The sequence below is a fragment of the Mesorhizobium sp. WSM4312 genome, from assembly GCF_002294875.1.
In the GTDB taxonomy this organism is placed as follows: domain Bacteria; phylum Pseudomonadota; class Alphaproteobacteria; order Rhizobiales; family Rhizobiaceae; genus Mesorhizobium.
Genome location: NZ_NSFU01000006.1, coordinates 341,161 through 354,101, shown reverse-complemented (window position 1 = coordinate 354,101; position 12,941 = coordinate 341,161). Strand labels below are relative to the sequence as shown.

12 protein-coding genes, 1 pseudogene and 1 riboswitch are annotated in these 12,941 nt (G+C 64.7%); of the genes and pseudogenes, 8 read left to right on the top strand and 5 right to left on the bottom strand.

The annotated features are described in order from the left end of the window. Positions 1 to 632, top strand: a pseudogene (locus CK228_RS12495) (hypothetical protein); the annotation flags it as partial. A gap of 26 nt (positions 633 to 658) precedes the next feature. On the opposite strand, the gene CK228_RS12490 reads toward CK228_RS12495, so the two are convergent. The 4 genes from CK228_RS12490 to CK228_RS12475 are packed head-to-tail and all read right to left on the bottom strand — an operon-like array spanning position 659 to position 3,724. Next, positions 659 to 961 carry a CcdB family protein gene (locus tag CK228_RS12490; RefSeq protein ID WP_095788032.1) on the bottom strand — a complete coding sequence of 101 codons (303 nt, stop codon included), beginning with the start codon at positions 959 to 961 and terminating at the stop codon, positions 659 to 661. Next, positions 958 to 1,200 (bottom strand): type II toxin-antitoxin system CcdA family antitoxin, encoded by a 243-nt coding sequence (locus CK228_RS12485; RefSeq protein WP_095788062.1) that lies wholly within the window; start codon positions 1,198 to 1,200, stop codon positions 958 to 960. The genes CK228_RS12490 and CK228_RS12485 overlap by 4 nt, the downstream gene beginning before the upstream one ends. Positions 1,201 to 1,257: 57 nt before the next feature. Next, complete coding sequence (locus tag CK228_RS12480) at positions 1,258 to 3,078, bottom strand: ABC-F family ATP-binding cassette domain-containing protein (RefSeq protein ID WP_095788031.1); 1,821 nt, start codon at positions 3,076 to 3,078, stop codon at positions 1,258 to 1,260. A gap of 1 nt (position 3,079) precedes the next feature. Further along, complete coding sequence (locus CK228_RS12475) at positions 3,080 to 3,724, bottom strand: thiamine diphosphokinase (RefSeq protein ID WP_095788030.1); 645 nt, start codon at positions 3,722 to 3,724, stop codon at positions 3,080 to 3,082. A gap of 88 nt (positions 3,725 to 3,812) precedes the next feature. Continuing rightward, positions 3,813 to 3,927: riboswitch (TPP riboswitch) on the top strand. 43 nt (positions 3,928 to 3,970) lie between these two features. Here CK228_RS12475 and thiB point away from each other — a divergent pair. The 4 genes from thiB (at position 3,971) to CK228_RS12455 (ending at position 9,329) form a co-directional block, all read left to right on the top strand. Beyond that, positions 3,971 to 4,969, top strand: a complete 999-nt coding sequence (gene thiB, locus CK228_RS12470) for a thiamine ABC transporter substrate binding subunit (protein WP_095788029.1) — start codon at positions 3,971 to 3,973, stop codon at positions 4,967 to 4,969. Between the two features lie 246 nt (positions 4,970 to 5,215). After that, positions 5,216 to 6,832 (top strand): thiamine/thiamine pyrophosphate ABC transporter permease, encoded by a 1,617-nt coding sequence (gene thiP, locus CK228_RS12465; RefSeq protein ID WP_179295883.1) that lies wholly within the window; start codon positions 5,216 to 5,218, stop codon positions 6,830 to 6,832. Continuing rightward, a complete protein-coding gene (gene thiQ / locus CK228_RS12460) occupies positions 6,825 to 7,601 on the top strand; it encodes a thiamine ABC transporter ATP-binding protein (RefSeq protein WP_095788028.1) in 777 nt (258 codons plus the stop codon). The genes thiP and thiQ overlap by 8 nt, the downstream gene beginning before the upstream one ends. Before the next feature lie 258 nt (positions 7,602 to 7,859). After that, positions 7,860 to 9,329 (top strand): M48 family metalloprotease, encoded by a 1,470-nt coding sequence (locus CK228_RS12455; protein ID WP_095788027.1) that lies wholly within the window; start codon positions 7,860 to 7,862, stop codon positions 9,327 to 9,329. Between the two features lie 17 nt (positions 9,330 to 9,346). Here CK228_RS12455 and CK228_RS12450 read toward each other — a convergent pair whose 3' ends face one another. Further along, complete coding sequence (locus tag CK228_RS12450; protein ID WP_095772074.1) at positions 9,347 to 10,210, bottom strand: RNA polymerase factor sigma-32; 864 nt, start codon at positions 10,208 to 10,210, stop codon at positions 9,347 to 9,349. Positions 10,211 to 10,535: 325 nt separating this feature from the next. Here CK228_RS12450 and CK228_RS12445 point away from each other — a divergent pair, with 325 nt between their 5' ends. The 3 genes from CK228_RS12445 (at position 10,536) to CK228_RS12435 (ending at position 12,897) form a co-directional block, all read left to right on the top strand. Continuing rightward, positions 10,536 to 11,309 (top strand): amino acid ABC transporter substrate-binding protein, encoded by a 774-nt coding sequence (locus CK228_RS12445; RefSeq protein WP_095788026.1) that lies wholly within the window; start codon positions 10,536 to 10,538, stop codon positions 11,307 to 11,309. Between the two features lie 137 nt (positions 11,310 to 11,446). Continuing rightward, entirely contained in the window at positions 11,447 to 12,127 is a 681-nt protein-coding gene (locus CK228_RS12440) for an amino acid ABC transporter permease (RefSeq protein ID WP_095772076.1), read from the top strand. Beyond that, positions 12,124 to 12,897, top strand: a complete 774-nt coding sequence (locus CK228_RS12435) for an amino acid ABC transporter ATP-binding protein (protein WP_095772077.1) — start codon at positions 12,124 to 12,126, stop codon at positions 12,895 to 12,897. The genes CK228_RS12440 and CK228_RS12435 overlap by 4 nt, the downstream gene beginning before the upstream one ends. Positions 12,898 to 12,941: the final 44 nt, after the last annotated feature.

The following is a 12,941-nucleotide window of genomic DNA, read 5'->3' as shown; positions in this document are numbered from 1 at the left end:
CCGCCACGCCACCGCCCGCCCCGGCGGGCGCCACGCCCGCGGCACCGGCGGCTGCCCCAGCGACGCAGACCTCGGTGCCGGTCGGCCAGAAGGCGATCTTCTATGAGGAGCGCACCAGCACCGCGCAGGGTTCGGCCGAGCCCGGCAGCATCGTCTGGTCGCTGGTGCAGGAATCGCCCGGTGGCGACCTGCCGCCCGAGCCGGCGATCCGCGCCGAGGCGACCATACCCGGCAAGGACATCCAGTTGCGCATGACCATCCGCCGCAACACCGACCAGACGCTGCCGGCCAGCCACATCATCGAGATGATCTTCCTGACGCCCGACGGTTTCGAGGGCGGTGGCGTCGACAACATATTGCGCGTGGCGATGAAGAGTTCCGAGCAGGATGCCGGCAGCCCGCTGATCGGTATACCCGCCAAGATCGCCGACGGCTTCTTCCTCGTCGCGCTCAACGACACCAAGGCCGACGAGGACGCCAACATGACCTTGCTGCGCGGCCAGGACTGGATCGACGTTCCGGTCGTCTACAAGACCGGGCGCCGGGCCCTGCTGACGATGGAAAAAGGCATTCCCGGCGAGAAGGTGTTCGACGAGGCGATCAAGGCCTGGCAGGCAAAGACGGCGGGCTGAGAAGGCGGCGCAACGGTCGCCTTCACTCAGAAACCCCGGAACAGCATGTCGAGCGCGGCGACGATGTCGTCATGGTGCCTGGAAAGGTTTCCTTCCGGGCTCTGCAGTTCAGAGGCACTGAAGGCTGACAAAAACTGTGTGACCATTACATGATCTTTGCCGTTTATAGCGAAGGTCGGGTTCAGTCGGCGGCCGGGAACCGGCGCTGTCTCTGGCGGCATCAAGGGAATGATGACCCTCGTGCTCAGCCTTTCAAGAAGGTCTGACTGCACATCCAGCAGATAACCATCGCCCTCGGCATTCCGATAAAAGTCGTAACGCGCCGTCAGAACGGCCGGTGTTTGGCCAATGGCAGTCCGTTGCGGCTGACATATTCATTGGAGCTTTCGATGGCTTCCTTGTTTTCTTCCTGCCATCGGCGCGATTTTTCCGCCGCTATCGCTTTCGCGATACCTGCCTCGGCAGCGCGGGAGATGTCGACGCCCAACGCCTTGGCGTCTTTGATCAATTGAGAGTCAATGGACGTGTTGACGGACGTCCTCTGAGGTTTTGGTGCCGATTGAAGCATGGAGACGTCCTTCTTTATGCGCACAATATGCGCGCACAAAAGGCCGCATACAATCGTTCACCCCTCCATCTCCTCGCGCAGCATCTCCAGTTCCAGCCACTCTTCCTCGAGCGCGGCCAGCGTTGCGCGTTCCTTGTCGAGGGCGGCGATGGTCTTCTGGAAGGAGGCCGGGTCGCGCTCGTAATAGGCCGGGTCGGCGATGTTGTTCTCCAGCCGCGAGATCGAAGCGGTCACCGCCTCGATTTTCTTGGGCAGCGATTCCAGAGCGAATTTCTGCTTGAACGACAGTTTCTTCGCCGGCCCTTTCGGGGCTGCCGGTTCGCTCCTGTCCGTCGCCGGCGCATCGGCGGCTTCAGCCCTGGCGCGCGCCTTGCGGTCGTCGAGCCTGGTGCCGCCGCGCTGCGCCAGCATGTCGGAATAGCCGCCGGCATATTCGATCCAGCGGCCGCCGCCATCCGGCGCGATGATGCTGGTCACGGTGCGGTCGAGAAAATCGCGGTCGTGGCTGACCAGGATGACGGTGCCGGCGAAGCCGGCGACCAGTTCCTGCAGCAGTTCCAGTGTCTCCATGTCGAGATCGTTGGTCGGCTCGTCGAGCACCAGGAGGTTCGCCGGCCGCGCCAGCACGCGCGCCAGGATCAGCCGCGCCCGCTCGCCGCCGGACAGTTCGCGCACCGGTGTGCGGGCCTGCTCCGGCTTGAACAGGAAATCCTTCATGTAGGAGACGACATGGCGCTGCTCGCCATTGATGACCAGATTCTCGCCGCGCCCGTCGGTGAGGTACTGCGCCAGCGTCTCCTGCGGATCGACCGCCTCGCGCTTCTGGTCGAGCGTGGCGATTTCCAGATTGGTGCCGAGCCGCACCGAGCCGGCATCCGGCGCCAAGTCGCCGGTCAGCATCTTCAAAAGCGTCGTCTTGCCGGCGCCGTTCGGTCCGACGAGGCCGACGCGGTCGCCGCGCTGGATGCGGGTCGAGAAGCCCTTGACCACGGTGAGGTCGCCAAAGCTCTTCTCGATGTTCTTGGCTTCGATCACCAGCTTGCCGGATTCGGCGGCGTCGCTCGCCACCATGGTCGCGGTGCCTTCGGCGCCGCGATGGCCGCGGAAACGCTGGCGCATGGTCTGCAGCTCGCCCAAGCGGCGCATGTTGCGCTTGCGCCGTGCGGTCACGCCATAGCGCAGCCAGTGCTCCTCGCGCACGATCTGGCGGCCAAGCTTGTGCTGCTCGCGCTCTTCCTCTTCCAGCACCTGGTCACGCCATTCCTCGAAATGGCCAAAGCCCTTGTCCAGCCTGCGGGTCTGGCCACGGTCGAGCCAGACGGTGGCGCGCGACACGCGCTCGAGGAAACGGCGGTCGTGCGAGATGACGATGAGCGCCGATGAGGTGCGCACGAGCTCTTCTTCCAGCCATTCGATGACCGACAGGTCAAGATGGTTGGTCGGCTCGTCAAGCAACAGAATGTCAGGCTCCGGCGCCATGACACGGGCCAGGGCCGCGCGCCTGGCCTCGCCGCCTGAGAGATCGCCCGGCCGTTCCTCGCCGGTGAGACCAAGATGCTCCATCAGATAGGAGGCGCGGTAAGGATCGTCGGCTGGCCCAAGCCCCGCCTCGACATAGGCGCGCACGGTGGCGAAACCTTCCATGTCGGGCATCTGCGGCAGATAGCGGACGGTTGCCGAGGGCTGGCGGAACACCTCGCCATCCTGCGGCTCGATCAGGCCGGCGGCGATCTTGAGCAGCGTCGACTTGCCGGACCCGTTGCGGCCGACCAGCGCGATCTTGTCACCAGCCGAAGCGGTCAAGGCAGCGCCGTCGAGCAGCGGTGTGCCGCCAAAGGTCAGTTTTATCCCGTCGAGATTGAGAAGGGGCGGGGCCATGTCAGCTTTCAGGTAGTGGATACGGATGCGCGAGCAGCAGCGCGCGGCCGTGGCCGAGCGCGATTTCGAGGCGGCCCTTGACCTCGTTGGAAATGGTCAGCGACGAACCGAAGGCCACCTCGACCTGGTCGAGCGGCCATTTGGCGCCGGTGACGGTCAGGCCGACAAGCTCGGAAAAGCCGAGGATCGAAAACAGCGTGCCGTCGGCATAGTCGAAGCCAGCCGTTCCCAACGCCAAGGGTACGCCTTCCTGCGCGCCGCTGGTCAACAGCACCTCCGTTCCGGCCTCGGCCAGGCGCAGGGCGAGCGCCAGATGCAGGAAAGCGTGGTCGGCGCGCTTGCCGCCGAACGCGCCCGCCAGCACCAGGCTGGTCGCGCCGCGCTCGCGTGCGGCGGCGATGGCCAGTTCGCCGTCGGTCTTGTCCTTCTCCGCCGGAAAGGTCCGGCGCGGCACGGCGGCGAGATCGTCAGGCAGGTCGGCCGGCACGGAATCGAAATCGCCCACCCACAATTCAGGCACAAGACCCAGAAGCCGCGCATGGCCGATGCCGGCGTCGGCGGCGATGACGCGCGAGCCTCCGACCTGGCGGTCGAGCCGGGGCGTGCGGATGAGATCGCCGCCAAGCAGAATGGTGAATGTGCTCATATCTGGTGGCCTGTACCAGCCCGGCAGCGGAAACGGAAGGCCGGCAAACTGCCACTTGCGCGGTTCCCCGACCCGGCCTATGTGTCAAAACGCTCTAACGGGGTGCCGGACGCGATCTTCGCGGACCGGCTGAGAGGCAGTCTCGCCAACCCGCTGAACCTGATCCGGTTTGTACCGGCGGAGGGATTAGACGTCTCGGACAGTCCGACGCCTCAATTCCTTTCAATTCGAACGAAGGAGGCGCCGATGCGCACGCTTTTATACGCTCTTGTCTCGACCATGGTCGTGGCGCTGTCCGGGCCGGCCTTGGCCAAGGACAAGCTCACCGTCTACACCTATGAGAGCTTCACCGCCGACTGGGGTCCAGGCCCGGTGGTGAAGAAGGAATTCGAGGCCGAATGCGGCTGCGACGTCGAGTTCGTCTCGGTCGCCGATGGTGTGGCCCTGCTCAACCGCGTCAAGCTCGAAGGCGCGTCGACCAAGGCCGATATCGTGCTCGGCCTCGACACCAATCTCACCGCCGATGCCAAGGCCAGCGGGTTGTTTGCCCCGCATGGCGCGGTCTCCGATGTCAACGTGCCGGGTGGCTGGAGCGACGATACTTTTGTTCCCTTCGACTACGGCTACTTCGCCGTCGTCTATGACACCGAAAAACTGAAAACGCCGCCGAAGAGCCTGAAGGAACTGGTCGAAGGCAGTGCCGACGACAAGATCGTCATCCAGGATCCGCGCACCTCGACGCCGGGTCTCGGCCTGCTGTTGTGGGTGAAGTCGGTCTATGGCGACAAGGCGTCGGAAGCCTGGGCCAAGCTCAAGACGAAGGTGCTGACCGTGACGCCGGGCTGGAGCGAGGCCTATGGCCTGTTCACCAAGGGCGAGGCGCCGATGGTGCTGTCCTACACGACCTCGCCGGCCTATCACATGGTCGCCGAGAACACGCAGCGCTACCAGGCCGCTTCTTTCGAGGAAGGCGAATATCTGCAGATCGAGGTCGCCGGCATCACCACGACCGGAGCCAAGAACCCGCTGGCTGCAAAATTCATCGCCTTCATGACCGGGCCGAAATTCCAGGATGCCATTCCCGAGACCAACTGGATGTTCCCGGCAGGCAAGACTGACAAGCCGCTCAACCCGGCCTTCGACAAACTGGTCAAGCCGGCCAAGACCCTGCTGTTCAGCCCCGAGGAGGTTGCCGCCAACCGCAAGGCCTGGGTGGATGAATGGCTGGCGGTGATGAGCAAATAGTTTGGCCATATGATCGAAAGATGAGTGCTCTACGGCGCCCCCCTCTGTCCTGCCGGACATCTCCCCCACAAGGGGGGAGATCGAATGCTATCGGTGATTTCGCCAATCGCCGACGCTATAGGTATGAGCGAGGCGCTGAAACAGCCAATCTCCCCCCTTGTGGGGGAGATGTCCGGCAGGACAGAGGGGGGCGCCAAGGAACGCAACCTTCTATAAGTGTCGCTATGCGGAGACTGGCGGTCGATCGTGCAACGCGCTGATCCCCGCGCCAGCGCTGGCATCATTGCGCTCGGCGCGATCACGCTGCTGATCGGCGGCGCGTTTGCTGGGCTGCTTGTCGAAGGCGCTCACGATTTCTCGGGCGCTTGGGCGGCCTTCGATCCCTATCTGCTGCGCGTTGTGCGCTTCACGCTCTGGCAGGCCACCCTCTCGACCCTGCTTTCGGTTATCCCGGCGCTGGTGGTGGCGCGCGCCCTGTCGCGGCATCCGCGTTTCCTCGGCCGCGCCTTCATCCTGCAGCTCTTCGCCGTGCCGCTGGCACTGCCGGCGATCGTCGCGGCGCTCGGCATACTGGCGCTGTACGGCCGTGCCGGCTATTTCGCCGGCCTGTTCAGCGCCGTCGGCGGCCAGCGTTGGCCAGGGATCTATGGCTTGTCCGGCATTCTCGTGGCCCACGTCTTCTTCAATCTGCCGTTGGCGACCCGCCTGTTCCTCGAGGCGCTGCAGACGATTCCCGCCGACCAGTGGCGGCTGGCAAGCCAGCTCGGCATGGCGGCGCGGCCGGCCTTCCGGCTGATCGAATGGCCGACGCTGCGCGCCGCTCTGCCGGGTGTCGCCGGGCTGGTCTTCATGCTCTGCATCACCTCCTTCACCATCGTGTTGACGCTCGGCGGCGGCCCGGCCGCGACGACGCTGGAGGTCGGCATCTACCAGGCACTGCGCTTCGATTTCGACCCGGCGCGGGCGGTCGCCCTGACATTGCTGCAGATCGCGCTGACCTTTGTCATGGTGCTGGCATTGACGCGGCTTGGCGCCAATGTCGTCGGCGACACCAACCTGCCGGTGGCGCCGCGCCGTTATCTCTCCGTCAATACGACGGAGGCGTCACTCAACGCCGTGCTCATCGTGCTGGCGCTGCTGTTCGTTGTCGGACCGATGGCCGCGACCGTCTCGGCAGGCTTGGGCGCCGATCTCGGCCGGCTCGCCGGCGAGGCCACAGTCCGGCAGGCGACGCTGACCAGTGTGGTGCTGGCTTTCCTGTCGGCGCTGCTTTCGGTGATGCTGTCGCTGGCGCTGACCATGGCGCGGCGGGCACTCGCGTTGAACCGCCGCTCCAGTCCAGGAACACTGCTCGAACATGCCACGGATACCGGCGCCGGTTTTGTGCTGGTCGTGCCGCCGATCGTCATCGGAGCCGGCTGGTTCCTCCTGCTGCGCCATGCCGGCGATGTCTTTGCCATCGCCCCGGTCATGGTCGTCACCGTCAACGCGGTCATGGCTATGCCTTTCGCGCTGCGGGCCGTCCGTCCCGCCTATGACGCGGCGAGCGAGCGCCACGAACGGCTCTGCGCGCAGCTCGGCATTTCCGGCTGGGCGAGGCTGCGGCTGGTCGACTGGCCGTCATTGCGGCGGCCGCTCGCCACTGCCTTCGCCTTCGCCATGGCGCTGTCGCTCGGCGATCTCGGCGTCATCGCACTGTTCGGCAGTGATTCCGTGCAGACCTTGCCTTACCTTCTCCTGGCGCGCATGGGCAGCTACCGCACGCAGGACGCCGCCGGCCTGGCGCTGTTGCTTGGCCTCGTTTGCCTCGCCCTGGTGCTGGCGGCGGACTGGCTGGGAAGAGACAAGGTCTGCAATGTCTGACGGGGCGATGAGAGGGAAGGGTGTTCCGGTGCGGCTGGACAAGGTCTCGTTCAGCTATGGCGAGGTGCCGCTCACCTTCGATGTCGCCTTCGCGGCGGCGGAAATCACCGCCATCATGGGGCCGAGCGGTTCGGGCAAGTCGACCCTGCTCAACCTCGTCGCCGGCTTCGAGACGCCGCGGTCAGGCCGTGTGGTGATCGGCGGTGTCGATGTCGGCGCCGATCCTCCGGCTGCGCGGCCGGTGTCGATGGTGTTTCAGGAAAACAACCTTTTTGCGCATCTCTCCGTCGAGCAGAATGTCGGGCTCGGCCGCTCGCCATCGCTGCGGCTGACCGAAGCCGATCGAACCGCCATTGCCGAGGCATTGGAACGCACAGGCCTTGGCGGCAAGGACAAGCGGCTGCCGCGCGAACTCTCCGGCGGCGAGCGCCAGCGCGTCGCCCTGGCGCGCGTGCTGGTGCGCGATCGCCCGGTGCTGCTGCTCGACGAGCCCTTCGCTTCGCTCGGGCCCGCCTTGCGTGACGATATGCTCGACCTGGTTGCCGGTGTGCATGCGGAGCGCTGCATGACGGTGCTGTTCGTCACGCACCAGCCACAGGACGCCCGCCGCATCGGCCAGAATGTGGTGTTTCTGGACGATGGCGCCGTTGCCGCCACCGGCAGCGCGGACGATTTCTTTGCCGGGGCTGGTCCGGAGGCGTTCCGGCGCTATATCGGTGCAGGTGCCGGCAATGCCGTATCACGAGATATTGCCCGGAAGCGGACATAATTTACGGTCAAACCGGTATCAGGCGAAGGGGCGCTTGCTTGCCTTGGCAGAAGTAGTGTGGCTAGGTCCGCCCTACTGGTCCGGCACAGGCCGTGATTTGCCTACTGCATCCGCCGCGCGCCCCAGGGGACGCGCATCGGGTGCCGTAGAAATTTGTATTTGCGCATGACAGGTTCCGAAGATCGCTCCCGATTTTCTTGGTCATGCGCCGGGACCTGAAAGGAAGCCGCTCTGGCGATCGGCGTCGACAAGCTACGAATGAACCCGCTAGCGCGCTTTCTGGCGCTGGCCGGCTTTGCCGTGGCGCTCGCAAGCTGCCAGATGTTCACGCCTCCGGAAGTCCAGGAATCCGGCTTCCAGCCGTCCGACAAGCCGATCACGGTCGACAATGTCAGTGCCAACAACAAGCTCGCCGAACTGGCCAAGGCGCAGCATCCGCGCATCCTGGCGACCTATGGCGGCGAATATTCCGATCCCAAGCTCGAGCGCATGGTCGCCAAGGTCGTCGGCAATCTGACCGTTGTGTCGGCGAACCCGACCCAGACCTACCGCATCACCATCCTCAATTCGCCCAACGTCAACGCCTTCGCGCTGCCGGGCGGCTATCTCTACATCACGCGCGGTCTGCTGGCGCTGGCCAATGATTCGTCCGAACTCGCCGCCGTCATCGCGCATGAGATGGGCCACGTCACCGCCAATCACGGCCTGCAGCGTCAGCAGCTGGAGGCCGAGGAAGGCCTGGCGACCAAAGTGGTTTCCGATGTGCTCGGCGACAGCCCGACCGCCAAGGCGGCTTTGATCCGCGGCAAGCTCCGGCTGGCGCAGTTCTCGCGCAACCAGGAGCTCGAGGCCGACGCCATCGGCATCAAGTCGATCGGCGAAGCTGGCTACGACCCCTATGCCGCCGGCCGCTTCCTGCAGTCGATGTCGGCCTATACCGATTTCCGCTCGATCAGCGGCGCCACCGACGCCAGCCTCGACTTCCTGGCGACGCACCCCAACACGCCGCAGCGCATCGACCTGGCGCAGCGCCATGCCCGCCAGTTCGGCGCGCCCGGCGTCGGCACCCGCGACCGCGATTCCTTCCTCGCCGGCATAGACGGCCTGCTCTATGGCGACACGCCGGAAGAAGGCTATGTGCGTGGCGAGACCTTCCTGCATCCGGGTCTCGGCGTGTCGTTCACGGTGCCGGACGGTTTCATCATCGACAATTCGGCGGCGGCGGTGACGGCGACCGGGCCGGGCGACATTGCGATCCGCTTCGACGGGGTTTCGATCGACAAGAACCGCGCCCTGACCGACTACATCAGAAGCGGCTGGGTGGCCGGTCTCGATGACAGCAGCGTCAAGCAGGAAACCATCAACGGCAACGAGGCCGCGACCGCGCATGCCAGTGCTGAAGGCTGGCAGTTCGACATCGCGGTGATCCGTGCCGGCGGCCAGGTCTACCGGTTGCTGACCGCGGCGCCCTCGGCCAGCACCTCGCTGGAGGCGGTGGCGCGTTCGGTCAGCGGGTCGTTCCGCATCCTGAGTGCCGCTGAAAAAGCGGCTCTGAAGCCGCTGCACATCCGCGTGCTCACCGTGCAGCCGGGGCAGACCATGGGATCGCTCGCCGCGCAGATGGTCGGCGTCGACCGCAAGCTCGATCTGTTCCGCGTGCTCAACGCGCTGTCGCCGGGGGCCGCGGTTTCGGCCGGCGACAAGGTCAAGATCGTCACCGACAAATAGGATCCCGCTACGCGGAATCAGGCGGCTGTCGCCAGAAATTCCGGGTTCTGCTTCACCAGCGCCACTTTGAGCTTTTCCATGGCGCGGGCCTCGATCTGGCGGACGCGTTCCTTGGAAATACCGAGCGTCTCGCCGAGCGCCTCGAGCGTGGCGCCCTCGTCGTTCAGCCGGCGTTCCTCGATGATCCTTAGTTCACGGGCGTTCAGCGCGTGAAGCGCCTCCCGCAGCCAAAGCGAACGGCGCGCGACATCGATCTTGTCGCCGACGATCTCGTCGGGCAGCGGATCGTCGGAAACCAGGAAGTCCATCCGCTCGGTCGCGCCCGCATCGTCGGCAAGCGGCATGTTGAGTGAGGAGTCGGGCGCCGACAGCCGTGAATCCATCATCGCCACGTCAGCCTCGGAGACGCCAAGCGCAACCGACACTTCGCGGTAGAGCGTCGTGTTGGAAAGCGGCTCGGCGCCGTTCGCCAGCCGGGCGCGCAGGCGGCGCAGGTTGAAGAACAGGGCTTTCTGCGCGGAACTGGTGCCGCCGCGCACGATCGACCAGTTGCGCAGGATGTAGTCCTGCATCGAGGCCCGGATCCACCACGTCGCATAGGTGGAAAACCGCACCTCGCGCTCGGGCTCGAAGCGGGCGGCGGCCTCGAGCAGGCCGACATGGCCTTCCTGGATCAGGTCGCCGAGCGGCAGGCCGTAATGGCGGAATTTCGAGGCCATGGAAATGACCAGCCGCATATGCGCCACGGTGATGCTGTGCAGGGCGTTCTGGTCGTTGTCTTGCTTCCAGAGCAAGGCCAACCGATGTTCCTCGTCGCGTTCGAGATAGGGAGCCTTCATCGCCGCGCGGACCATGATCCGTCCTGCCGTATCTTCCATCATGAGGCGCTCCCTGCTCAGGCGATATACCCGATGTTACGAACTTGGCAGGGCACCGGTTGAAATCGCGGCGTCGCGCCCTAGAACAGCCAAAACTGCCATGCGCGAGAAAGGTTCCGCTGGCGCGGGCGGGCGAGTGATGCTGTCCGGGCGATTTCGACGCGGTCTCCGGGGACGTTCAGTCGCTGCACGGACTCGTATTTGGAGAATTTGGTTTCAGGATTTCTTTGTTTTTGAAATCAGGTTCCTTATTCTTTCGGCTCGCATCTGTCATTTTCCAACCCTCACAGCAGGCCAGACATCAGGCCAAGGACGGGATCACAAAAATATGAAATGGCTCAAATCGCTTATCGTCGCCGGAACACTGCAGGCCCTGGCGGCCACATCAGGCCATGCCGGCGCCAATCTCGATCAGATCAAGCAGGTCGGCGTCATCAAGGTCGGCACGGAAGGCACCTACGCGCCCTTCACCTACCATGACGCGTCCGGCGCGTTGGTTGGCTTCGACGTCGAGATCGCCAAGGCGCTCGCCGACAAGCTCGGCGTCAAGGTCGAGTTCCTCGAGGGCAAATGGGACGGGCTGATCGCCGGTCTCGACGTCAAGCGCTACGACGCCGTCATCAACGAGGTCGGCATCACCGACGCCCGCAAGGCCAAGTATGATTTCTCCGATCCCTACATCGCCTCCAAGGCGGTGCTGATCGTGCGCGGCGACAACCCCAACATCAAGACTTTCGCCGATCTCAAGGGCAAGAAGTCGGCGCAGTCGCTGACTTCGAACTTCGGCAAGCTGGCCGAGGCGAACGGCGCCGAACTGGTCGGCACCGACGGCTTCGACCAGTCTATCCAGCTGCTTTTGACCGGCCGCGCCGACGCCACCATCAATGACAGCCTGTCGTTCCTCGACTTCAAGAAGCACAAGCCCGACGCCAATGTGAAGATCGCCGCGCAAGAGGAAAACGCCGACTATTCCGGCGTCATCGTGCGCAAGGGCGATCCGGAATTGGTTGCCGCCATCAACAAGGCGCTGGCCGATATCAAGGCCGACGGCACCTACAAGAAGATCGCCGACACCTATTTCGGCCAGGACGTCTCGAAGTAATTTCGAGTGAGGGCGAGTTGTCGCCCCTGTAATGCACCAGCGGCGGGCCGTCTTTGACGGCTCGCCGCTTTTGTCTAGATATGGCTGACGCATTCGCGCTTCAATGAAGCCATCTCGACCATTCTGGAGGGTCTTTCGTGCCGCACTGGCTGCAACTGATGCTGGAGTCGCTGCCTTCGCTGCTCTGGGCCGCCCTGATTTTCACCGTGCCGCTGACGCTCTTGTCCTTCGTGCTGGGCCTGACCGTTGGCCTCGGGGCAGCCCTCGGCCGACTGTTCGGGCCGAAGCCGCTGGTCATGCTCGTGCGCTTCTATGTCTGGATCTTCCGCGGCACGCCGCTGCTGGTGCAGCTGTTCCTGATCTTCTACGGCCTGCCGTCGGTCGGCATCCTGCTCGATGCTTTTACCGCAGCGCTGATCGGCTTCACGCTGAATATCGGCGCCTACACGTCGGAAATCATCCGCGCGGCCATCGGCTCCGTGCCGAAGGGCCAGTGGGAAGCCGCCTATTCGATCGGCATGACCTGGAGCCAGGCGATGCGGCGCACCATACTGCCGCAAGCCGGCCGCGTCGCGGTGCCGCCGCTCTCCAACACCTTCATCTCGCTGGTCAAGGACACCTCGCTGGCCGCCGCCATCACCGTGCCCGAGATGTTCCAGGCGGCGCAGCGCATCGTCGCCACCACCTATGAGCCGCTGATCCTCTATGTCGAGGCGGCGATCCTCTATCTGGCGATGAGTTCCGTGCTGTCGGCCCTGCAGACGCGGCTGGAGGAACGGCTCAACCGCTATGGCGGCTTCCTGGAGGCGCGCGCATGATCGGCCTCACCAATATCGAAAAGCGCTTCGGCGACAATCTGGTGCTCAAGGGCGTGACGGTCGCGATCGCCGAAGGCAGTGTCACGGCACTGGTCGGCCCTTCGGGCGGGGGGAAGAGCACGCTGTTGCGCTGCATCAACCTCCTGGAGATCCCGACTTCGGGCACGGTGCGCATCGGCGACGAGACGCTCGAGTTTCGCCCGGGCATCAAGGTGCCGGCCGCCGATATCAGGCGGCTGCGCCTGCAGACCGGCATGGTGTTCCAGAATTTCCAGCTGTTCCCGCACCGCACCGCCATCGAGAACGTCATGGAGGGACTGGTGACCGTGCTGAAATGGTCGCCCGGGGAGGCGCGTGAGCGGGCGTTGGCCTTGCTGGAAAAGGTCGGGATGGCGCACAAGGCCGATGCGTGGCCAGCGACGCTGTCAGGCGGCCAGCAGCAGCGCGTGGCGATCGCCCGCGCCTTGGCGCCGTCGCCGAAGGTGCTGCTGTGCGACGAGCCGACTTCGGCGCTCGATCCGGAACTGGCGCAAGAGGTGGTCGACGTGCTCGGCAAGCTCGCCAGCGAAGGCACGACCATGGTGATGGCGACGCACGACCTGCGGCTTGCCTCCAAGATCGCCCAGGAAGCGGTGTTCCTCGATGCGGGCGTCATCGTCGAGCAGGGACCGTCGGCCACATTGTTCGGCAATCCGGAGCGCGAACGGACCAAGCGCTTCATTGCGACGCTGAAGCAGGAGGCCGAGAAGGAAGGCGGCGGTCAAGTGTAGCCCCGACCCCTGCCTTGTCCGAGAAACAAAAAACCCGGCGCGAG